Raw genomic sequence first — 22,549 nt, forward strand, 5'->3', positions numbered from 1 at the left:
GCACGCCGCCTGCGGGCGATCGGGCCTGTCGCAGATCGCGCGCAGGCCGTGTCATCTCGGTTCCTAGGCGTGCACCGGTGCACCCGCCGTGCTGGCACCGACCAGATCCAACGTGGCCACCGTGCCCTGCCCTGCATCGGATGCAAGGCTCAGCTTCCAGCCCAGGTGCTCGCACAGCCGGCCGATCAGCTCCAGCCCGATGCCATTGCCCTGGCGTGCATTGCCGCGCGCCAAGCGGGCGTAGATGGCGCTGACTTCTTCCGGCGTCATGCCGTGGCCCGGGTCGGCGATGCGCACCGTGCCAGGTGCGGATAGCGAAATCCGGATGATGCCGCGGTCGCTGTTTTCGATGGCATTGCGCAGCAGATTGCCGATGGCGGTCTGCACGATGGCCACCGGCGCGGTCAGGCTGCAGGCCGGCAGCGGGTCGATGACCAGTTGCAGGTCCTTGTCGGCACACAGATGCGCATGGTCGGCAACGATGTCCGGCAGCAGCTGATCCAGCCGCAGCGTATCGCTGCTGCGCACCAGCCGGCCCGGGTCCTTGGCCAGCACCAGCAACAAGGTGATCAGCTGCTCCACCGAAGCGCTGGTCTGGGCGATGCGCTGCAGCTGATGACGCACCGCCGGCGGCGTGCCGGGTTGTTCGAGCGCCAGCTCCACCGCATTGCCGATCACCGCGATCGGCGTGCGCAGCTCGTGGCTGGTGCTGTCGATGAAGGCGCGTTCGCGCTCGACGAAGTGGCTGTTGCGCTCCAGATAATCGTTGAGCGCATCGGCGATGACGTATAGCTCGGCGCTGCCCTGTGCGCCCACCGCGACCTGCTGCGCGCGCTGCTCCGGACGCAGCGCGCCGATGTCGCGGGCCAGTTCCACCAGCGGGCGCACCAGGCGCGCCATCGCATAGGTGCCCATCAGCACGGTGATGCCGATCAGCGCGATGCCGGCGGCCAGCATCCAGCGGGTCAGGAACTTTTCCAGCGCCTCGAAATCGGTGATGTCCAGCACCAGCGCCAGGCGGCCGGCCTGTGGGGTATCGCGCACCATCACCGCGCTCTGGCGGCCGGCAACCTCCAGCTCGTCGTGCAGACCCGGGTGCAGGGTGCGCAGTACCGGCGGCACGCCTGACGAGCCATCGATGCGGTACAGCCGCAAGGTGTCCGAGTCCTGCCAGCGGTAGTCCGGATTCTGCGTGCTGCGGTCGAGGATGCTGTCCAGCTCGGAGTTCAGCAACGAGCGCCACACGCCATGCTCTGCGCGCTCGTGCAGGTACTGCGCGGTGCCGAATACGGCCAGCGTCATCAGCAGCGTGTACCCGAACAGCCACACCATGACGCGGCGGCCCAGCGGGCGCTGCTTAGCCATCGACGCTGTCGCTGCGTGCAGGCTCGCTGCCGCTATCGAGCTCGGCCAGGCGGTAGCCGAGCCGCGGCAGGGTGTGGATCAACTTCTGCGCAAACGGGCCGTCCACGCTGCGGCGCAATTCGTAGATATGCGAACGCAGCATGTCGCCATCGGGCGGGTCGTCGCCCCACAGCGATTGCTCCAGCCGCTGCCGGGTCACCGCCGCCGGGCTGGCCTGCATCAGCACCTCCAGCAATTTGCGGCAGGCCGGATACAGGTGCAGCGCCTGGCCGGCGCGGGTGGCCTCCAGCGTGGCCAGATCCAGGCGCAGGTCGGCCACCTGCAACAGCTTGCCGCGGCGGCGGCCGTGCGCGCGCGCCAGCAAGGCCTCGATGCGCACTTCCAGCTCGGGCAGCGCGAACGGTTTGGTCAGGTAGTCGTCGGCGCCGGCGCGGAAGCCGGCGATCTTGTCGGGCAGTTCGTCGCGGGCGGTGAGCATGATCACCGGCAGCTCGGACTGGTGCTGCTCGCGCAGGCGGCGCAACACTTCCGGGCCGTCCATGCGCGGCATCATCCAGTCCAGCACCAGCACGTCGTACTGCTGGGTGGTGGCCAGATGCAGGCCGGTGACGCCGTCGGGCGCTGCGTCCAGGGTGTGCCCGCGCGCTTCGAAGTAGTCGAACAGGTTGGCAACCATGTTGCGGTTGTCTTCGATGACCAGCAGCCGCATGCGCGCGATTCCAGAACGGCCCGACCGGGACGGTGTGCGCATCCTAACCGAGGCAAGCCGAACGCGGCCGGTATCGCCGGGATCGCCTCGCAATCGGTTGTGCTCAAGACCCCGTCACGCTGCAACGCCTGCACTGCGGCGTGCGCTCCGCTTGCGCGGTTCCGACAAATTTCCGACCTGTTTGCCAGATAGTGTCTGCCCGCTTTCACTCAGGGCGTGCGCGTGTCGCCTGCCATTTCTGCCTTCTCATCCCGCCAGCGCGCGCTGATGACCGCGTTGCTGTTGATCGCGATCAGTCTGCTAGCCGGGCTGGGCATGCGCCAGCCCAATCCGCCGGACGAGCCGCGCTTCGTGCTGGCTGCACGCACGATGGTCGAAAGCGGCCAGTGGTTGCTGCCGCACCGGGGCAGCGAGCTGTATGCGGAAAAGCCGCCGGTGTTCATGTGGCTGCAGGGCGCCACCTACACGTTGATACCGCACTGGCCGGTGGCATTCCTGCTGCCTTCGCTGCTGGCCGCGCTGGCCACGCTGTGGCTGACCTGGGACATCGCGCGCCGGCTGTGGAACCGGCGCGTGGCGGTGTATGCGGTGCTGGCCTTGTTCACGGTGCTGCAGTTCGGCCTGATGGCCAAGCGTGCGCAGATCGACATGGTGCTGGTGGCGCTGACCACCCTCTCGCTGTGGGGGCTGCTGCGGCATCTGCTGCGCGGGCCGGACTGGCGCGCCTGGACGCTGGGGCTGTTTGCCGCCGGCGTCGGCACGGTGACCAAGGGCGTCGGCTTCCTGCCGCTGTTGCTGCTGTTGCCGTGGATGGCGCTGCCACGCACGCATGCGAGCGTGTTGCCGGCACGTGCGCAGGCAGGGCGCAGCTGGTTGCTGGTGCTGCCGGCGTTCATTGCGGGCACTGCCGTGTGGTTGGGGCCGCTGTGCGTTGCGCTGCTGCACTGCGACGATCCGCAGCTGCATGCCTACGCGCACGAGCTGTTGTTCAAGCAGACCGGCACGCGGTACGCGCACTCCTGGCATCACGTCAAACCGTTCTGGTACTACCTGCAGGTGATTGCCACCTTGTGGCTGCCGGGCTGCCTGCTGTTGCCGTGGTTGCTGCCGGCCTGGTGGCGGCGACTGCGGCGCGGCGACCCGCGCTATGTGCTGCTGCTTGCCTGGAGCGTGCTGGTGCTGCTGTTCTTCAGCGCCAGCCCGGGCAAGCGCGAGGTCTATATCTTTCCGATGCTGCCGGCGCTGTGCGTGGCGGCGGCGCCGTTGCTGGCCGGATTGCTGCGCCGGCGCGGCGTGCGCGTGTTGCTGAGCGGCTATGTGCTGCTGCTTGCGCTGGCCGGGTTGATCCTTGGAGGCGGCATCGCGCTGCATCTGCACTGGGCGGAAAACCCGGCACTGAAACGCGGGATGGAGCTGGCTTCGCTGCAGTCGGTGGGTTTCTGGCTGATCGGCCTGGGCGTGGTCGGCTTTGCCACGGTTGCATGGTCGCGCGGCCAACGCGCGGGCACCGCGTTGGTGGTGATGACCGCCGCGCTGTGGACGGTGTCCGGCCTGGGCTTGATGCCGGCACTGGACCCGTACAGTTCGTCCGCGCGCTTGATGCAGCGCGTGGGCCAGCGCATCGGTCCGGACGCACAGCTGGGCATGCTGGCCTGGCGCGAGCAGAACCTGCTGCAGGCCGATCGCCCGGTCACCGACTTCGGCTTCAAGGCGAGTTGGCAACAGCAATGGCAACACGCTGGCCCGTGGCTTGCGCAAGCGCCGCACCAACGCTGGTTATTCGTGCTCAAGCAGGCGGTACCGGCGTGCATCGATCCGGCGCAACGCATCGATATCGGCGAGTCCAACCGCAATCAATGGCAGTTGGTGCCGGGCACGGCATGGCACGCCGGTTGCATTGCCACTGCGTCCGACACCGAACAAACCGGTAGCGACGGCGAGACAGACTGAACGCTCGGTGGCGGGTTAACGACTGAGCAACTCCGGTCCGACCGCTTTCCGACATCCGGGTTTCGAAGATGCCGGGCATTGACACAGGCCGACATCTCGATGAGTTCGCTTCCTCTCCATGCGCCCAACGTGGCGCATACCGCCAGCGATCTGCAGGCGCAGTTTCTTGTTCGGCATCTGTGGCTGCCGCTGGCCTGCGTGCTGTTGGCGAGTGCGCTGCTGATGGGCGCCGGTGGCGACCAGTGGATTGCCGACGCGCTGTATCGGCTGGAAGGCGGGCACTGGCTGCTCAAGGACCATTGGTTCACCAGTGGCGTGATCCACCGCGTGGGCAAATGGTTGAGCACGACTGCCGGTGTCAGCGTGTTGGTGCTGGCCAGCGTTGCGTGGTGCCGGCCGCGTCTGAAAGCACTGCGCTGGCCGCTGACGTATCTGGCCGCATCGATTGCACTGTCGACCTCGCTGGTGTCGTTGCTCAAGTCGTGGACGGCGATGGACTGCCCGTGGGATCTGAGCCGTTATGGCGGCACGCAAGCGATGATCGGGCTGTTTGAATCGCGCAACGGCATTGCTGCGTCCGGTTGTTTTCCGGCGGGCCATGCCAGTGCGGGTTATGCGTGGGTGGCGCTGTATTTTTGTGCGCTGGCGCTCCGTCCTGCATTGCGCTTTGCAGGCTTGTTCGCAGGCTTGGCAGCAGGTCTCATTTTCGGTATTGCGCAACAACTGCGCGGCGCGCATTTTCTCTCGCACGACCTGTGGTCGTTGGCGGTGTGCTGGGTGAGCGCACTGGCCCTGTACGGCGTGATGCTGCAACCACCGCGTCGCGCGCTTGATTCAACGTTGCTTTCGGGGGACGCAGCATGAGTACCTGGTTACCGGAACCGCGCGGGCGTAGTGGCCTGCGCGCGCTGACATGGAGTACGCGGCCGACGGTGTCGACCGAAGCGCTGGTGTTGCTGTCGAGCCTGTTTTTCGCGCTGGTGTGCAACCAGCTGTTCTGGCGCACCGCAATGGCCACGCATCCGGGCAGCCTTGGCTTTGCGGTGTCGTTGATGGCGCTGCTGGTGGCCGTGCATGCGCTGCTGCTGGGGGTGCTGGTCTGGCGCTGGAATGCCAAGCCGCTGCTCACGCTGCTGCTGTTCACCACCGCCCTGGCCGCGCACTACATGGACAGCTACAACGTCTATCTAGATGCGGACATGCTGCGCAACGTGCTGCATACCGACCACAAGGAATCGCGCGAGCTGCTCACGCCCGGATTGATCCTGCCGCTGGTGGGCTACTTCCTGATCCCGACCACATTGCTGTGGCGCACGCGTCTGCGCGCACGCAGCGTGGGCAAGGCGTTCCTGGTGCGGGCGGGGTTTTTGCTGGCGGTCTCGGTGGTGGGCGCTGCGGGCACCCTGCTGTCGTCGCAGGATATTTCGGCATTGATGCGCAATCACCGTGAAGTGCGCTATCTGGCCACGCCGATCAACTACATCGTGGCGCTGCGGCAGAACCTCAAATCCGAATCGCCGATCAAGCATGCGCCCAAACAGCCAATCGAACACGACGCCATGGCCACGCCGCGCGCTGCCGGCAGCCGCCCGCGCCTGTTGCTGCTGGTGCTGGGCGAAACGGCGCGTGCGCAGAACTGGGGCCTCAACGGCTATGCGCGCCAGACCACGCCCGAGCTGGCGCAGGCCGGGGTCATCAACTTCCCGGACATGCATTCGTGCGGTACCAGCACCGAGGTCTCGGTGCCCTGCATGTTTTCGCCATTCGGCCGCCGCCACTACAACGAAGACATGATCCGCGGGCATCAATCGTTCCTGCATGTGCTCGAACACGCCGGCATCTCCACGCTGTGGCGCGACAACCAGTCCGGCTGCAAGGGTGTCTGCGACGGGCTGGAACTGCAGAAGCTCGACGACGCCACCACGCCGGGCCTGTGCGCCGATGGCCGCTGCATGGACGAAATCCTGCTGACCGATCTGGCCGCACAGGTGCGGGCAAAGCCTGGCGACCGTGTGGTGGTGCTGCATCAACTAGGCAGCCATGGGCCGAGCTACTTCGAACGCTATCCGGCGCATTTCGAGCGCTTCAAGCCGGTGTGCAGGACCGCCGACCTGGGCAGCTGCAGCCGCCAGAGCATCGTCAATGCCTACGACAACTCGATCAGCTACACCGACCATTTCCTCAACCAGGCCATCCACACCTTGCGCGGGCTGCAGGACTACGACACGGCGCTGATCTATCTCTCCGACCATGGCGAATCGCTGGGCGAAAAAGGCCTGTACCTGCATGGCGTGCCGTACGCGATCGCGCCCAAGGAGCAGACCCATGTGCCGATGGTGATGTGGTTCTCGCCGGAGTTCGCGCGCGACCGCGGCCTGGACGAGGCCTGCCTGCGCCACCGCGCCGGACAGTACACCGATCAGGATGCGCTGTTTCCTTCGGTGCTGGGCCTGATGCAGGTCAGGACCAGTGTGTATGCGCGCGAGCGGGACGTGTTCGCGCAATGCACGGGCAAGCGCTGAGCTGAGCGCGGCCATGCCTGCGGCGCGCGCAGCAGGCGGGCGCGGGCGGTGCTCGGCGCCGCATCTCCATCTGCCGCGTTGCAGCTTGGGCGCCGATCACACCGCCTGACCCTGGTCGGCCAGGGTCCGCGCGCGCGCCAACCGTTCTGCCGGATCGCTGCCCGGATCGATCGTCGGCGTGACGCCTACCGCCGCACCGCTTGCCCTGAAGACCGGCGCGCTCTAGCCTTCGCCGGACTTCACCGCAAGGACCACCCGTGAATCCTCGTCTGCTGTTGCTGGCGCTGGCTGTTGCCGCCGGCACGTTGTCGCTGTCGGCCTGTCGCAAGGATGCCGCACCGCCGGTCACACCGGCCGCACCCAACGCCGCGCCGGGCGAAACTGCGGACCAGTTCGTCGCGCGCATCAGCGCCGAGTACAAGGCGGCCTACCCGGAAGTCACCGCGGCGCAGTGGCTGTCGTCCACCTTCATCAATGGCGATTCACAACTGCTGGCCGCCAAGGCCAACGAGCGTTCGCTGGCGCAGCTGGATCGCTGGATCGAACAATCCAAGCGCTACGCCGGCACGCCAATGTCGGCCGACAGCGCGCGTGCGCTGCAATTGCTCAAATTGATGAGTGCCCTGCCCGCTCCGCGCGACCCAGCCAAACTGGCCGAACTCACCCGCATTGCCGCCAAGATGGAAGGCGACTACGGCGCCGGAACCTATTGCGTGGGCGATGGCGAGCAACGCCGCTGCCGCCAGCTGGGCGAGCTGGAGCAGGTACTGGCCAGCAGCCGCGACTACAACGAACAACTCGATGCCTGGCAGGGCTGGCATCGCACCGCGCAGCCGATGCGCAAGGACTACCAGCGCTTTGTCGAGCTGGCCAACGAAGGCGCCCGCGGCCTGGGGTTTGCCGATGTCGGCGTGATGTGGCGCAGCGGCTACGACATGCCGCCGCAGCAGCTGGCCAGCGAAACCGACCGCCTGTGGGAGCAGGTCAAACCGCTGTACGCACAGCTGCAGTGCTATGCGCGCGGCAAGCTGGACACGCAATACGGCAAGGACAAGGGCGAGGTGGCCGGCGGCCTGCTGCCGGCGCACCTGATGGGCAACATGTGGCAGCAGGACTGGAGCAATCTGTGGGACATGTTGCAGCCCTACCCCGGCGCCGGCGATCTGGACATCACTTCGGCCCTGGAAAAGCAGTACCAGGGCAATCTGAGCGCAGTGCTGGCACGCAATACCGGTAGCGACGGCGGCACCGCGGCACGCTTCAATGCCGAGCGCGAGGCGCAGCTGCGCACCGCCAGGCAGATGACCGAGCGCGCGCAGGATTTCTACACCTCGCTGGGCATGCCCAAGTTGCCGGACACCTACTGGCAGCGCTCGCAGTTCATCAAACCGCTGGACCGCGATGTGGTCTGCCACGCCAGCGCCTGGGACATGAACATGGGCGGCGAGGCGAATCAGAACATCGGTGCGGATGTGCGCACCAAGATGTGCATCAAGCCCACCGAGGAAGACTTCACCACCATCTACCATGAGCTGGGCCACATCTATTACGACCTGGCCTACAACCCGTTGCCGCCGCTGTTCCAGAACGGTGCCAACGATGGGTTTCATGAAGCGATCGGCGACACCATCGTGCTGGCGATGACGCCCAGGTATCTGCAGTCGATCGGCATGGTGGGCGAACAACAGACCGGCCGCGAGGCGTTGATCAATTCGCAGATGCGCATGGCGCTGAGCAAGGTGGCATTCCTGCCGTTCGGCCTGATGATCGACCGCTGGCGCTGGGGGGTGTTCGATGGCTCGATTCCGCCGGAGCGCTACAACCAGGCCTGGTGGGAACTGAAAGCCCGCTATCAAGGCGTGGCGCCGGCAGCCGCGCGCGGCGAAGAGTTCTTCGATGCCGGCGCCAAATACCATGTGCCGGGCAACACCCCCTACACGCGCTACTTCCTGGCTCACATCCTGCAATTCCAGTTCTACAAGGGCCTGTGCCAGGCCGCCGGCCACCAGGGCCCGTTGTACGAGTGCAGCTTCTACGGCAACAAGGACGCCGGGCAGAAATTCTGGTCGATGCTGCAACGTGGAGCGAGCCAGCCGTGGCAGACCACGCTGAAGGAACTCACCGGCAGCGACAGACTCGACGCCGGCCCGATGCTGGAATATTTCGCGCCGATGAGCGAGTGGCTGAAGCAGCAAAATCAAGGGCAGATGTGCGGGTGGCAGGCGACTGCGCCTGCTGCCGCGAGCAACGCGCCTGCGCCTGCCGCGCTGCACTGACGCGCCGCTGTCGCTGCGGCATGCGGCGGCCGTCAACAGGGCCGCCGTCTAACGTTCCTTTGATAAACGCCTAAAACGCCAGCGATATACTGCGCCCCCGCTGCACAGGCGCAGCATGCAGGAAGCATCCTAATGAGCAACGCCTCCACCGGCCCGGACGCGCGCGATGTGGACCGCAACACGCAGTTCATCGACGATGCGAACGATCGCGCGTTCGACCCGACCTACAGCAGCTCCAACAGCGAATACGCGGCGAAGGTGGGAAGCGGCACCGTCTCGGTCACCCCGGCAGAGCAGTCGGCCAAAGTTTCGCAGACCAGCGAGCAGAGCAGCGGCAGCCCGACGCAGCCACTGGGCGAGACCAGCCTGCGCCGCGGCGGCGCGCTGAGCGCAGGCATGCTCAGCGATGCCGATGCAAAGACCACCACCTTCAGCCTTGAGGCCGACGCACAGACCGGCCAGCACCAACGCCTGCAATCCAAGCTCGGCGACAGCAAGCTGAGCATCGAGGCAGGCACCAGTGCCGGGCAGCGCATGCGCTACGTAGTGACGCTACCCGGTGTCGATCAACCGCTGGAAGCCGCCAGGCAAGTCAATCCGCTGCAGCCGGAGAGCCTTCCGATCGGCGCACGCGCGGTGATGGACACACAGACTTTTGTGCAGCGCGAATCCTCGGCAAGCCTGCGATCGCTGACCACGCAGAGCGAGATCACCGAAGCCAGCGGCCGCAGCTACATGATCGAACGCGTCGACGAGCGCCACGTGCGGGTGGTGACTGGGCCGAACGCGGCGATCGAGGCGGTGAATGCGTTGGGCATCAAGGCCGGACCGGCGCAGGCCCTGCTCGGGCGCGCCGACTCGCTGGGCCAGTCGCAGGTGCACAGCGCGCAATTCGACCTGGCCGATCCGCGTGCGCTTGCGGCCATGGGCGCGTTCGTGCGCGAGGGCAAGATTGCCCCGGGCGTGCCCGGCGTCGATGAAATGCAGACGCTGGAAAGGATCAATTTCAGCTCGCAGCAGCGTCTGCAGCTGGAACTGGGCCCGCTCAGCGCCGATGTCGCCGGCAACCGCAACCAAGGCAGCCAGGTGCGCATCAGCACGCCGGGCCAGGACGGCTACACCGTGGTGCAACAGCTGCAGTACGGCGACAACGTGCCGCTGACGATCGTGCGCCAGTACGACGGCAACGATGCCGAACGCGTGGAGCAGCGCAGCTACCGTTTCGAGATCGATGGCGATGTGGCCGCGCCGGGCTTGTTGCAGCGCCTGGGCGGGCGCAACGAGGCCAGCGAGGAAAAGGCGATCGCGCAGACCCTCAACAGCGCGTTGAGCGGCGACATGGCGGGCACTGGCGCAATCGCGCCAGGGCAGAAAACCACGCTGGAGTTCGGCGAGGTGCAGATGCAGGCGCTGCTGGAGCAGACCCGCGCCAGCGCCGACGCCGGCAAGATCGGCGGCAGCGCGCTGACGGCGCTGGTCGGCGACCGCAACGCCCCGTCGCAGTCGCCCGAGCAGTTCGCAATCGCGATGGCACGCAATGTGGGTGGATCGCCTTATGGGTTTGCCGAGCGGCTGCAGCGCATCGCCGACGGTGCCGACGGAACATACGACGGCCAGCTGCAGCGTGTGGATGCCACCGTACTGCCGCGACCGACGGACGCCACCCCGACGCTCCCGGACCCGCGCGATGCAACGCACCCGGATCATGCGTTGCTGCAGCAATGCACGGCGGCAGTGGAGCGCCTGCAGGCGGCACCCGGCCCCGCGGCCGGGATGGACAGCGAACGCCTGGCCTTGGGGTCGGTGGTAGCCGCACGCGAAAATGGCTTGCAGCGGGTCGATCACGTGCTACTCGGCAACGATCCCGCGCGCGGGTTCGTGGTGCAGGGAGCGCTCGACTCGCCAGCGCATCTGCGGGGCAGCTTCGACGCCAAGGCTGTGCAGGAGGAGCCCATCGCCAACAGCCTGCAACGCCTGCAGGCGCTGGAACCCAGCACGGAGCGCGATGCCGCTACGCAGACGCAGGCATCGCAGCAGGAAACGCAGCGACAGGCGCAGGCGCGCTGAGACTGCGCGCTGGGGGCTGCACCTGGATTCCCCGGTCGAAAACGTTCGAAGACACGCATGGCCAACCGCGATGTTGGCCCGGTGCGCTGGACGGAAACGATGGTCTGCTGGCTGGCCGGTGATACCGCGCGATGCACCTGCCAGGCAGCAGATCTAACACCGGCCTGCTGCACATCCTTGCAGCAGGCACCGCAACCCGGTGACCCGTTCTAAACGCCGCATACCTCAAGGCGCCAGCGAAGGCACACGGCGAGCGTGGCTCAATTGAGCTTGGCGCCACCCTGCAAGCGTTCGCTCAACTTGGTCTTGAATTGCTCGAACTCCATGCCGTCGGCCTGGGCTTCGGCGTGCGCGGCATCTTTCAGCGCGTCCGAGTAGGTCAGGCGCACCGGCGTGCCCTGGCGTTCGTGCAGTTCGGCGGCGCGCATGATCAGCGCCAGCACCTGCGCGGCGCTGGTGCTTTCGCCGGCGATGCGGCCGTCCATGCCCAGCACCCATTCGCCGTCGCGCCGGACGATACCGGCCAGCAGGGTGCGTTGCTGGTCGCGGAGTTCTGCATGCGGTTCGATCGGCGAGTCGGCCGTGGCCTTGGCGGCAGCCTGGTTGCGCTGGCGCTCGGCGGCGCGTTTGCGGGCATCGCGGCGCAACTTGGAATCGGTGGACATGCGGGCTCCTGTGGGGTCAAAGGTGGTCGGCCGGCTCCAGAGGCACTGCCTCGGTGGCCTGGCGGTGCCGTAGACGGCGGCCGCTGCGGCGCTCCCAGCGCCAGAATAGCCAGCCCAGCAAGAAAAAACCGGTCATGCCGATTGCCAGATGCCGCGGGTGTTCACTCAGCAGCGGCGACAGCACGCCGGCCACCACCGTATTGGTCATCAACTGGGTAAAGGCCTGCAGCGAGGACGCCAGCCCGCGCTGTTGCGGGTACATGTCCAGCACGGCCAGTGCCAGGATCGGGAAGATCAGCGCCATGCCGACGCCGGCCAGGAAGATCGGCAGCACCGCCCAGGGCAGCGCGATCTGCGCCACCGACAAGGTGTAGCCCAGGTTGGCGAGCGCTGCAACACCGCAGCAGATGAAGCCGATGCGGATCTGCCGCACCGGCTGCATGCGCCCGGCCATGCGCCCGGACAGGAACGAACCCAGCGTCATGCCGCCGATGGTGGGAATGAACAGCCAGGCGAAGTCGCCCTCGCCCAGATGCAGGTGCTGCATGATCAGCACCGGCGCCGAGGCGATGTACAGGAAGATGCCGGCGAAATTGAACGACCCGGCCGCGGCCAGCCGCTGGAAGCGCGGATTGAAGCCGATGCGCACGTAATCCTGCAGCAGGCGCTTGAACTGCAGCGGTGTGCGTGCCTCCACCGGGTGGGTTTCCGGCAGCCAGGTCATGGTGGCCACCAGCAGCACCAGCCCGAACACCACCAGAAACCAGAAGATCAGCGGCCAGCCGGCACCGCTGAGCAGGATCCAGCCGCCGATGATCGGCGCGATGGCCGGCGCGATGCCGAAGATCATCGACACCTGGCTCATCAGCCGCTGCGCATCCGGGCCATGGAACAGGTCGCGGATCACCGCCCGCCCGACGATCATGCCCACCCCGGCCGACAGGCCCTGCAAGGCGCGGAACGCCAGCAACGTGGGCAGGTCCTGCGACAGCGCGCAGCCGATCGACCCGGCAATGAACAGCACCAACCCGCCCAGGATCACCCGCTTGCGGCCCCAGGCATCGGACAGCGGCCCGTGCGCGATGCTCATCACGCCATAGGCCAGCAGGTAGACGCTGATGGTCTGCTGGATCGCCACCTGGTCCACCGCCAGGCTGCGGCTGAGCCGCGAGAACGCCGGGAAGATGGTGTCGATGGAAAACGGGCCGAACATCGCCAGCCCGGCGAGCAGCAGCGCCATGCGCCGGGTGGAGGGCGTGGTGGGGGTCATGCAGGGATCCGAAACGTGATGCATCCGGGACGCACGCCGGCATCCGCCGGGGGCGGCACCGGATAGCGCGTGAGGGCGCCGATGATAGGCGCTTGCGCCGGCGAGGTTAAGCAAACCCAAGTGCACGGGCCGTTGCCGGCGACCCACGCGGGCCCGCCAGCATGCGCAGCCACGCTATAATCGGCCGGCAACACGGTGGGAGAAGCGGCACTGCCGCTGCCGAAGGCGCAACAGCCCGTAATCGCTCAGGCCCGATACCATCCGCAGTACAACTCTGGAGAGACCGGCCGATGCCGGCGCCGAAGGGGCACGGAACGCAGGCAGGCCAGTCGCCATGCCGCGTTTTTAAACTCTCAGGCAAAAGGACAGAGGGGCGCGAGGAAGACCGTCGCTACGGCGGGTCGCGGTGCGCCATGCGCGCCGGGCCGGCTGCGGGACGCGTCGACCATTCGTCTGTCCCCTGCCCCGGATGCCCGCCATGTCCCAGACCCCGTCTTCCTTGCGCGACCTCGAACACCACGGCGCGTTCGTCGAACGCCATATCGGCCCCAACGACGCGGAAATCGCGCAGATGCTGGAGGTGGTCGGCCACGCCTCGCTGGATGCGCTCACCGACGCCATCGTGCCGGGCAACATCAAGTCGCCGGCCGCGCTGGCACTGCCCGATGCGATCACCGAAGAAGAAGCGCTGGCCAAGATCCGCGCCATCGCCGGCAAGAACCAGGTGCAGCGCACCTTCATCGGCCAGGGCTATTACGGCACCCATACGCCCAAGGTGATCCTGCGCAACATCCTGGAAAACCCGGCCTGGTACACCGCGTACACGCCCTACCAGGCGGAGATCTCGCAGGGCCGCATGGAAGCGCTGATCAACTTCCAGACCCTGTGCGCGGATCTGACCGGCATGCAGATCGCCAACGCCTCATTGCTGGACGAAGCCACCGCCGCGGCCGAAGCGATGACGCTGGCCAAGCGTTCGGCCAAATCGAAGTCCGACATCTTCTTCGTGCACGACGCGGTGCATCCGCAGACGCAGGAACTGCTGCGCACGCGCGCCGAGCCGCTGGGCATCGTGCTGCGCGTGGGTACGCCGGACGAAGCGCTGCAGGCCGAATGCTTCGGCGTGCTGCTGCAGTACCCGGACAGCTTCGGGCATATCGGCGATCACGCCGCGCTGGCCGAGGCGGTGCATGCACAGGGCGGCCTGGTCGCAGTGGCCACCGACCTGCTTGCGCTCACCCTGATCGCCGCCCCCGGCGAATGGGGCGCGGACATCGTGGTCGGCAATTCGCAGCGCTTCGGCGTGCCGTTCGGCTTTGGTGGCCCGCATGCGGCCTTCATGGCCTGCCGCGATGCCTACAAGCGTTCGATGCCGGGCCGCCTGATCGGTGTGTCGATCGATGCCGCCGGCAACCCGGCGTATCGCTTGACCCTGCAGACCCGCGAGCAACATATCCGCCGCGAGAAGGCCACCTCCAATATCTGCACCGCGCAGGTGCTGCTGGCGGTGATGGCGTCGATGTACGCGGTCTACCACGGCCCCGATGGCCTGACCCGCATCGCGCGCCGCACCCATCGCCTGGCGACGATCCTGGCTGCCGCACTGCGCAGCGCCGGCGTCACCGTGGGCGAGCATTTCTTCGACACCCTGCACGTCAAGACAATCGATGCCGACGCCATCCACGCCCGCGCGCGTGCGGCCGGCATCAACCTGCGCGCCATCGACAGCGAAGCGGTCGGCATCAGCCTGGACGAAACCACAACGCGCGCCGACGTGGTCGCGCTGGCGCAGCTGTTCGGTGCCACGGCCGATGTGGACGCGCTGGATGCCGCCACCGCCGATGCACTGCCGCCAGGCCTGCTGCGCACGACGCCGTTCCTGACCCACCCGGTGTTCAACACCCACCACAGCGAGCACGAACTGCTGCGCTACATGCGTTCGCTGGCCGACAAGGACCTGGCGATGGATCGCACCATGATCCCGCTGGGCAGCTGCACCATGAAGCTCAACGCCACCGCCGAAATGATCCCGGTGACCTGGCCGGAGTTCGGCGCGATCCATCCGCTAGCCCCGGCCGAACAGTCGGCCGGGTACGCGCAGCTGATCGACGAGCTGGAAGCGATGCTGGTCGAATGCACCGGCTACGACGCGGTAAGCCTGCAGCCCAATTCCGGCGCGCAGGGCGAGTACGCCGGCCTGCTGGCGATCCGTGCCTATCACCGCGCGCGCGGTGAGGCGCATCGCGACATCTGCCTGATCCCGGAATCCGCACACGGCACCAACCCGGCCTCCGCACAGATGTGCGGCATGACCGTGGTGGTCACCAAGTGCGATGCCAACGGCAACGTCGATGTCGAAGACATCCGCGCCAAGGCGGAGAAATATTCCGACCGCCTGGCTGCGCTGATGATCACCTACCCGTCCACCCACGGCGTGTTCGAAGAAGACGTGGTGGCGATCTGCGAAGCCGTGCATGCGCATGGCGGCCAGGTCTACACCGACGGCGCCAACATGAACGCGCTGGTCGGCGTGGCCAAGCCCGGCAAGTGGGGCTCGGACGTGTCGCATTTGAACCTGCACAAGACCTTCTGCATTCCGCACGGCGGCGGCGGCCCGGGCGTGGGCCCGTGTGCGGTCAAGTCGCACCTCGCACCCTTTTTGCCGCGCACGCTGGGCGGCGAAGGCGATGTGGGCATGGTCAGCGCGGCCAGCTATGGCTCTGCCTCCATCCTGCCGATCAGCTGGATGTACGTGACCATGATGGGCAGCGCCGGCCTGCGCAAGGCCACGCAGGTGGCCCTGCTCAATGCCAACTACATCGCCAAGCGCCTGGCCCCGCACTACAAGACGCTGTACACCGGCCGCAACGGGCTGGTGGCGCATGAGTGCATCCTCGACGTGCGCCCGCTGGAGAAGACCAGCGGCATCGGCGCCGAAGACATTGCCAAGCGGTTGATCGACTTCGGCTTCCACGCGCCGACGTTGAGCTTCCCGGTCGCCGGCACGCTGATGGTGGAACCCACCGAAAGCGAATCGCAGCATGAGCTGGACCGCTTCATCGACGCGATGATCCAGATCCGAGAAGAGATCCGCGCCATCGAAGACGGCCGCCTGGACCGCGAGGACAACCCGCTCAAGCACGCCCCGCACACTGCCACGCAGGTCTCGGCCAGCGAGTGGACCCATGCCTACCCGCGCGAACTGGCCGCCTTCCCGCTGCCCAGCCTGAAGCAGCAGAAGTACTGGCCGCCGGTGGCGCGCGTGGACAACGTCTATGGCGACAAGAACGTGATGTGCGCCTGCATCCCGGTGGACGCGTACAAGGAAGACGCCGAAGCCTGAGCGGCACACCAGCGACGGTCAACCGAAAACCCGGCCGGTCACACGGCCGGGTTTTTTTAATGCGCTGCGCACGGACGCCAATGAGCGATGCGTACTTCAGCTGGCGGCCGCAGCACTGCGGTTTCGCTGCCGGCTGCAAGCATGCTGCGTCGGCAGATTGCAGCGCGGCTCTCGCTCTGGATCTGATCGCCAAAAGCATCCACGTCGGGCTGAGAATCGACGCATGCCCGCAACAGCGCGATTGAACGGCCATGCGGCGCACGCGCCGGCTCACGCTACGCCATCCGCTCCGCAGCGCGGCGCGCGCACACCGCTCTCTCGTTTGCCTGGCCTACACGTGCCATGCGGATGATGGCGAACGCTCTCCCCCCACAGCGAACCCTAGCGCATGCGTGAACTGAACTCTCTTGGCGCCGTGTTGATGGCAGCCTGCCTGCTGGTCGGCTGCGCACCGCGTCGTCCTGGCGAGGTGCCGGCGCTGGTGCATGCGCCCGATGCGCGTGCCGAGGTGGTGCAGACCGCAACCGGCCCGGTGCGTGGCGTTGCCAGTGCGCAAGGCCGGGCATTTTTGGGCGTGCCGTTTGCAGCGCCGCCGGTGGGCGCACTGCGCTTCCGCGCGCCGCAACCGTTGGCCGCATGGACCCAGGTCCGCGATGCCACCCAGGCCGGGCCCGCCTGCCTGCCGCGCTATCGGTTCGGACAGAAGCATGTTTCCGAAGATTGCCTCACGCTCAACGTCTACGCACCGCCCGGCCCCGCACCTGCGCATCCACGCGCGGTGATGGTGTGGATCTATGGCGGCGCGCTGGAGCTGGGCAGCAATGTCGACTACGACCTGAGCGCGTTGGCCGCGCGGCAGGACGTCATCGTGGTGGCGCCCAACTACCGGCTGGGTGTGTTCGGGTTCTACGCGCACCCGCGTCTGCGTGGCGAAGGCGAAGGCGCTTATGCATTGCTTGATCAGCAGGCGGCCTTGCGCTGGGTGCAACGCAATATCGCAGCGTTCGGCGGCGACGCGCACAACGTCACCGTGTTCGGCGAATCGGCCGGTGCGTGGAGCATCTGTTATCAGCTTGCCTCGCCCAGTGCAGCCGGCTTGTTTCAACGCGCCATCCTGCAAAGCGGCAGTTGCCTGGCGAGCGATTCCAGCGTACCGCAGCGCGAAGCAGAAAGCGGCGGCGCGCGCATGGCGCAGAGTCTGGGCTGCGCGCAGACCAGCGATATCGCCGCATGCCTGCGCGCGCTTCCTGCGGACACGCTGGCCGATGCAAAACCACAACGACGCGGGCTAACCGGCAGCGATGCGTGGGCGCCGATGTCCGGTGGCGAGGTGTTGCCGCTGCCGCCGGCCGCCGCAATTGCCAGCGGCCAGCATGCGCAGGTGCCGGTGCTGATCGGCAACAATCGCGACGAAGGACGTCTGTTTGCGCAGCTGCTGTCCTACATCGGCAAGCTCAACCTGCGCAGCGGCTATGCAGCGCGCGTGCAGCGCATGCATGCCTCGCCTGGCCCGATCCTGGCGCACTACGCGGATGTCGCCGCGCAATCGCGCTGGGAGGCATTCGCCGATATCGTCACCGATGGCGGCTTCGCCTGTCCCACGCGTCGGCTCGGGCAGGCCTTGCGTACGCATGCGCCGGTGTACGCGTACGAGTTCGACGACCCGCAGGCACCGTATGGCTTGTTGCGCCTGCCGTTTTCGCCCGCCTTGGGTGCCTTTCATGCCTCTGAACTGGTGTATCTGTTTCAGCGCCCGTGGGTGCTTAGCGGCGATGCGCAGTTCAGTCCGGCGCAGCAGGCACTTTCCAATACGCTGCAGGATTACTGGGGTGCGTTCGCGCGCACCGGCAATCCTAATGGCGGCAAGCGGCCGCAGTGGCCGCGCTTCGACGGCGATTCGCCGCTGACGCTGTCGCCGCACAGGATCGGCGCAACGCCGGACTTCGTGCAGCGTCATCGTTGTGCGTTCTGGGATGCGCATGCAGACACTGCGGCAACATCGCTGCAGCCATCGTCGCACTGACGCGGCGACGTCGGTATAACGCAGCCGTCACTTTCATTCCAACGCGACAGGAGCCAGCCATGTCCGAAGCCTCTCCATCCACCTGCGCGCAAGTGCGCCTGCGCAACGGGCGCAGCGTGCCGGCATTAGGGTTGGGCTCCTGGAACCTGGGCCAGGGCCGGCATGCGCCGCATCAGGAGATCGAAGCGCTGCAACTCGGGCAGCAATTGGGCATGCAGCTGATCGACACCGCCGAGATGTATGGCAATGGCCGCTCGGAACAATTGATCGGCCAGGCCATCAGCAGCGCGCAGCCGCCCTACATGGTGTCCAAGGTACTGCCCAGCAATGCCAGCGCACGCGGGATTGCGCGTGCCTGCGAAGCCAGCCTGCAACGGCTGGGGGTGCGGACGCTGGACCTGTACCTGCTGCACTGGCGCGGCGGCAGCAACCTGGCCGAGGTGGTGGACGCGTTCGAAGCGCTGCGCGACGCCGGCAAGATCCGCGATTGGGGCGTGTCGAACTTCGATGTCGATGACATGGAAGAGTTATGGGCGATCGACGGCGGCTCGCATTGCCTGGTCAACCAGGTGCTGTATCACGCTGGCAGCCGTGGCATCGAATTCGATCTATTGCCGTGGTGCGCCGCGCACGATGTGACGGTGATGGCGTATTCGCCACTTGGCAGCCGCGCGTTGCTGGACCACCTGGTCCTGCACGCGATCGGCCAGCGCCGCGGTGTGGCGGCAACGGCAGTGGCGCTTGCGTGGGCCATCCGTAGCGGCACTGTCATCGCCATTCCCGAATCCGGAACGCCTGCACATGTGCGCGCCAACGCCGCCGCGTGCACGCTGCAGCTGGACGCGCAAGATCTTGCAGAGCTCGATCGCGCCTTTGCGCCACCCACGCGCAAGCAGCCGCTGGATCTGCTCTAAGAGCGGCGGACAAAGCGAGCGCGCGCGCGGCGTGCGGGCGCGCTCGGTGCTCGGCGCTCGGTGTGGCATACACCACTCAACTACTGCCGATCCTTCGCGTGCCCGCACCCACGTGCCGACTGCTTACGACGTTTCGTCGCCGATCTGACAACGCAATGGTCGCGTTCGCTGTTACGCAGCTACACGGCGACGCGCTTTGCGTGACCGGTGCAGGATGCAAGTGCGACACAGTCCGATGTTCACTGCACGTGTGAGTATTCGTTCGCATGCAGACACATGCAATTAACAGCGCCACTCCCAGGCTTTATTGCTCAGCCCGCATCCCAAGCCCGCCAGAGTGGAGTCCCCATGGCCAAGTCCCCCAGTAAATCCGCGCAGGTTCCTGCCGTCGCACCTGCAAGCGCCACCTCCGATGTGTCGCGCGGCACTGGCGATGAGTTGCACCAGAAGGCCGGCGGTACCCATCCGCAACTGACCACCAACCAGGGCATCCCGGTTGGCGACAACCAGAACTCGCTGCGCGCAACGCCACGCGGCCCGACGTTGCTGGAAGATTTCATCCTGCGCGAAAAAATCACCCACTTCGATCACGAGCGTATCCCCGAGCGCATCGTGCATGCACGTGGCAGTGCCGCGCACGGCTACTTCGAGCTGACCAAGTCGCTGAGCCAATACACCACCGCCAAGATCTTTACCGAGGTCGGCGAAAAAACCCCGTTGTTTACCCGCTTTTCTACTGTTGCAGGCGGCGCCGGCTCGGTGGATACGCCGCGCGATGTGCGCGGGTTCGCGGTGAAGTTCTACACCAAGGAAGGCAATTGGGATCTGGTAGGCAACAACATCCCGGTGTTCTTCATCCAGGACGCGATGAAGTTCCCGGACCTGATCCATGCGGTGAAAATGGAGCCGGACCGCGGCTTCCCGCAGGCCGCCAGTGCGCACGACACCTTCTGGGACTTCATCTCGCTGACGCCCGAATCGATGCACATGATCATGTGGGCGATGAGCGACCGCACCATTCCGCGCTCGCTGCGCATGATCGAAGGCTTCGGCATTCACAGCTTCCGCTTCCTCAATGAGAAGGGCGAGAGCACCTTCGTCAAATTCCATTGGCGTCCCAAGCTTGGCCTGCAATCGACCATCTGGGACGAGGCGGTGAAGATCGCCGGCGCCGACCCGGACTTCCAGCGCCGCGACCTGTTCGAAGCGATCCAGAACGGCGACTTCCCGGAATGGGAATTGGGCGTGCAGCTGTTCACCGAGGCCGAGGCCGAGGCATTCCCGTTCGACCACCTGGATTCGACCAAGGTCATTCCGGAAGAACTGGTGCCGCTGCAGATCGTCGGGCGCATGGTATTGGACCGCTGGCCGGACAACTTCTTTGCCGAGACCGAGCAGGTGGCGTACTGCCCGGCCAACATCGTGCCCGGCATCGACTTCAGCAACGATCCGCTGCTGCAGGGGCGGCTGTTCTCGTATCTGGACACCCAGCTGAGCCGCCTGGGCGGGCCGAATTTTCACCAGATTCCGATCAACGCACCCAAGTGCCCGTTCGCCAACAACCAACGCGATGGCCACATGCAGATGGGCGTGCCGAAGGGCCGCGTGGCCTATGAACCGAGCTCGCTGCAGGCAGATGCGCCGCGCGAGGCGCTGCGTGGATTCCCCAGCCACGCCACGCCCGCCGAGGATGGCGCCAAGGGCCGCGTGCGTGCGGACAGCTTTGCCGATCATTACAGCCAGGCGCGCATGTTCTTCCGCAGCCAGACCGCACCGGAGCAGGCACACGTGGCATCGGCGCTGGTGTTTGAACTGTCCAAGGTCGAAACCGCGCACGTGCGCGAGGCTGTTGTCGGCCATCTGCGCCACATCGATGAAAGCCTGGCCAAGCGCGTGGCCGACGGCATGGGCATGACCACGCTGCCACCCGCGCCGCCGACGGCCGTTGCGCCCACCGATATGCCGTTGTCGCCGGCGTTGCAGCTGATCGGCAAGATGAAGGACACCCTGCAAGGCCGCACGGTCGGCATCCTGATCCACGACGGCTCGGATGCTGCGGCGATCAAGGCAGTGCGCAAGGCGGCGGAAGCGGCCGGCGCCACGGTCAAGATCGTGGCACCCAAACTGGGTGGCGCCAAGCTCAGCGATGGCAAGCAACTGGCGGCCGATGGCCAGCTGGCCGGCACCCCGTCGATCATCTTCGATGCGGTGGCGGTGTTGCTGTCGTCGGAAGCGGCCAAGGCATTGACCAACGAATCGGCGGCGCTGGATTTCGTCAGCAACGCCTGGGCGCATCTGAAGGCGATCGCCTTCGACGACGGTGCGCAACTGCTGCTCAAGGCCGGCAACGTCGGCAAGGACGCGGGCATCGTTTCTGCCGCCGATACCAAGGCCTTCATCGCGGCGGCAAAGACCCGCCAGTGGGCACGCGAGCCGAAGGTGCGCATGCTGGCGTAATCGCGGCTGGTTGGCAGATGCAGGCTTGGGCGCGGGCGGCTTTCCAGTAGCCGTTTCGCGCCCAAGTTGTTTCCGCAAGGCAGCGATGAAGATGCATCGCCGGAGGCGTTGAGCTTGCTGTTGATTGCATGGGTCAAGGCCACCGCGCCCTCGATCGACGCCGCATTTGGCTGAACCTGCAAGACGCTGATGCTGATGCTGATCGCCATGGAGTACGTGACAGCGCGGAAGATCAGCTGCGGAGTGCCACCTCTGCATTTTGCTGCAGGGCCCTTGCCCGCCCACCATCGCAGGACACGCTGCAAGTACGTCCCTGTAAGCTCCGTGGCGGCATCCATGCCGCCAAGGGTCCCGCGACGGTGGGCGGGCAAGGACCAGTGGAGATGGTCGATGCGCGGTGTTTAGTTGATGCGCAGCGCTTTGATAAGCGATCGGCAAGTCGCGTGGTGTGGCTTCTTCGCTCTTCAACAAAACCATCAGCCAACTATCCGGTGCGGTGCTTTCGTCCTTCAACGACGTCACCAGCACACTGTCTGGTGCGGTGCCCTCGCCGATTGCGGGACCGTGTGGCGGCATGGATGCCGCCACCGAGCCTACAGGGACGTACTTGCGGCGTGTCCCGCAAGCGGTGAGGGCACCGCGCCCTCGATCGACTCAGCGTTTGACTGAACCAGCAAGACCAGAACGCCGATGCTGATCGCCATGAAGTACGTTGACAGCGCGGAAGATCAGCTGCGGAGTGCTAGCTCTGCATTTTGCTGCAGGGCCCCTGCCCGCCCACCATCGCAGGACACGCTGCAAGTACGTCCATGTAAGCTCCGTGGCGGCATCCATGCCGCCAAGGGTCCCGCGACGGTGGGCGGGCAAGGACCAGTGGAGATGGTCGATGCGCGGTGTTTAGTTGATGCGCAGCGCTTTGATAAGCGATCGGCAAGTCGCGTGGCGTGGATTCTTCGCTCTTCAACAAAACCATCAGCCAACTATCCGG

13 protein-coding genes and 1 riboswitch are annotated in these 22,549 nt (G+C 66.2%); of the genes, 9 read left to right on the forward strand and 4 right to left on the reverse strand.

The window, feature by feature from the left end:
* Positions 1-63 precede the first annotated feature (63 nt).
* The gene (locus XnspCFBP7698_RS10520) at positions 64-1,365 is read right to left on the reverse strand and encodes a HAMP domain-containing sensor histidine kinase (RefSeq protein ID WP_104580987.1); all 1,302 of its coding nucleotides are present in this window, start codon (positions 1,363-1,365) and stop codon (positions 64-66) included.
* Positions 1,358-2,074 carry a response regulator transcription factor gene (locus tag XnspCFBP7698_RS10525; RefSeq protein WP_104580986.1) on the reverse strand — a complete coding sequence of 239 codons (717 nt, stop codon included), beginning with the start codon at positions 2,072-2,074 and terminating at the stop codon, positions 1,358-1,360. Before XnspCFBP7698_RS10525 ends, XnspCFBP7698_RS10520 begins: the two co-directional genes overlap by 8 nt.
* Before the next feature lie 216 nt (positions 2,075-2,290).
* On the opposite strand from XnspCFBP7698_RS10525, the gene XnspCFBP7698_RS10530 reads away from it, so the two are divergent.
* From XnspCFBP7698_RS10530 to XnspCFBP7698_RS10550, 5 genes are all read left to right on the forward strand, one after another.
* Entirely contained in the window at positions 2,291-4,024 is a 1,734-nt protein-coding gene (locus tag XnspCFBP7698_RS10530) for a glycosyltransferase family 39 protein (RefSeq protein ID WP_146093251.1), read from the forward strand.
* Positions 4,025-4,123: 99 nt separating this feature from the next.
* On the forward strand, positions 4,124-4,888 hold the full coding sequence (locus XnspCFBP7698_RS10535) for a phosphatase PAP2 family protein (protein ID WP_104580985.1): 765 nt from the start codon (positions 4,124-4,126) through the stop codon (positions 4,886-4,888).
* The gene (locus tag XnspCFBP7698_RS10540; RefSeq protein ID WP_104580984.1) at positions 4,885-6,546 is read left to right on the forward strand and encodes a phosphoethanolamine--lipid A transferase; all 1,662 of its coding nucleotides are present in this window, start codon (positions 4,885-4,887) and stop codon (positions 6,544-6,546) included. Before XnspCFBP7698_RS10535 ends, XnspCFBP7698_RS10540 begins: the two co-directional genes overlap by 4 nt.
* A gap of 257 nt (positions 6,547-6,803) precedes the next feature.
* Complete coding sequence (locus XnspCFBP7698_RS10545) at positions 6,804-8,822, forward strand: M2 family metallopeptidase (RefSeq protein WP_104580983.1); 2,019 nt, start codon at positions 6,804-6,806, stop codon at positions 8,820-8,822.
* 132 nt (positions 8,823-8,954) lie between these two features.
* Positions 8,955-10,889, forward strand: coding sequence for an XVIPCD domain-containing protein (locus tag XnspCFBP7698_RS10550; RefSeq protein ID WP_104580982.1), 1,935 nt, complete (start codon positions 8,955-8,957; stop codon positions 10,887-10,889).
* A gap of 260 nt (positions 10,890-11,149) precedes the next feature.
* Here the strand turns inward: XnspCFBP7698_RS10550 and XnspCFBP7698_RS10555 are convergent, their stop codons facing one another.
* A complete protein-coding gene (locus tag XnspCFBP7698_RS10555; RefSeq protein WP_047694246.1) occupies positions 11,150-11,554 on the reverse strand; it encodes a hypothetical protein in 405 nt (134 codons plus the stop codon).
* Between the two features lie 16 nt (positions 11,555-11,570).
* The gene (locus tag XnspCFBP7698_RS10560; protein WP_047694244.1) at positions 11,571-12,824 is read right to left on the reverse strand and encodes a multidrug effflux MFS transporter; all 1,254 of its coding nucleotides are present in this window, start codon (positions 12,822-12,824) and stop codon (positions 11,571-11,573) included.
* 264 nt (positions 12,825-13,088) lie between these two features.
* Positions 13,089-13,203: riboswitch (glycine riboswitch) on the forward strand.
* A gap of 90 nt (positions 13,204-13,293) precedes the next feature.
* Between XnspCFBP7698_RS10560 and gcvP the strand changes: the two genes are divergently transcribed.
* The 4 genes from gcvP (at position 13,294) to XnspCFBP7698_RS10580 (ending at position 21,561) form a co-directional block, all read left to right on the forward strand.
* The gene (gene gcvP, locus XnspCFBP7698_RS10565) at positions 13,294-16,167 is read left to right on the forward strand and encodes an aminomethyl-transferring glycine dehydrogenase (protein WP_199680136.1); all 2,874 of its coding nucleotides are present in this window, start codon (positions 13,294-13,296) and stop codon (positions 16,165-16,167) included.
* Between the two features lie 388 nt (positions 16,168-16,555).
* Entirely contained in the window at positions 16,556-18,190 is a 1,635-nt protein-coding gene (locus XnspCFBP7698_RS10570; RefSeq protein ID WP_104580980.1) for a carboxylesterase/lipase family protein, read from the forward strand.
* Between the two features lie 59 nt (positions 18,191-18,249).
* Positions 18,250-19,104, forward strand: a complete 855-nt coding sequence (locus tag XnspCFBP7698_RS10575; protein ID WP_104580979.1) for an aldo/keto reductase — start codon at positions 18,250-18,252, stop codon at positions 19,102-19,104.
* 348 nt (positions 19,105-19,452) lie between these two features.
* Positions 19,453-21,561 carry a catalase gene (locus XnspCFBP7698_RS10580; protein ID WP_104580978.1) on the forward strand — a complete coding sequence of 703 codons (2,109 nt, stop codon included), beginning with the start codon at positions 19,453-19,455 and terminating at the stop codon, positions 21,559-21,561.
* The last annotated feature ends 988 nt before the right edge of the window (positions 21,562-22,549 follow it).

It is taken from the genome of Xanthomonas sp. CFBP 7698 (assembly GCF_003600855.1).
Lineage (GTDB): Bacteria > Pseudomonadota > Gammaproteobacteria > Xanthomonadales > Xanthomonadaceae > Xanthomonas > Xanthomonas cannabis.

What these genes read in the sequence shown, in the direction of transcription:
- XnspCFBP7698_RS10520 (WP_104580987.1), bottom strand. Translation starts at nt 1,365, where the DNA reads ATGGCTAAGCAGCGCCCGCTGGGCCGCCGCGTCATGGTGTGGCTGTTC.
- XnspCFBP7698_RS10525 (WP_104580986.1), bottom strand. Translation starts at nt 2,074, where the DNA reads ATGCGGCTGCTGGTCATCGAAGACAACCGCAACATGGTTGCCAACCTG.
- XnspCFBP7698_RS10535 (WP_104580985.1), top strand. Translation starts at nt 4,124, where the DNA reads ATGAGTTCGCTTCCTCTCCATGCGCCCAACGTGGCGCATACCGCCAGC.
- XnspCFBP7698_RS10540 (WP_104580984.1), top strand. Translation starts at nt 4,885, where the DNA reads ATGAGTACCTGGTTACCGGAACCGCGCGGGCGTAGTGGCCTGCGCGCG.
- XnspCFBP7698_RS10550 (WP_104580982.1), top strand. Translation starts at nt 8,955, where the DNA reads ATGAGCAACGCCTCCACCGGCCCGGACGCGCGCGATGTGGACCGCAAC.
- XnspCFBP7698_RS10555 (WP_047694246.1), bottom strand. Translation starts at nt 11,554, where the DNA reads ATGTCCACCGATTCCAAGTTGCGCCGCGATGCCCGCAAACGCGCCGCC.
- XnspCFBP7698_RS10560 (WP_047694244.1), bottom strand. Translation starts at nt 12,824, where the DNA reads ATGACCCCCACCACGCCCTCCACCCGGCGCATGGCGCTGCTGCTCGCC.
- gcvP (WP_199680136.1), top strand. Translation starts at nt 13,294, where the DNA reads ATGCCCGCCATGTCCCAGACCCCGTCTTCCTTGCGCGACCTCGAACAC.
- XnspCFBP7698_RS10570 (WP_104580980.1), top strand. Translation starts at nt 16,556, where the DNA reads ATGCGTGAACTGAACTCTCTTGGCGCCGTGTTGATGGCAGCCTGCCTG.
- XnspCFBP7698_RS10575 (WP_104580979.1), top strand. Translation starts at nt 18,250, where the DNA reads ATGTCCGAAGCCTCTCCATCCACCTGCGCGCAAGTGCGCCTGCGCAAC.
- XnspCFBP7698_RS10580 (WP_104580978.1), top strand. Translation starts at nt 19,453, where the DNA reads ATGGCCAAGTCCCCCAGTAAATCCGCGCAGGTTCCTGCCGTCGCACCT.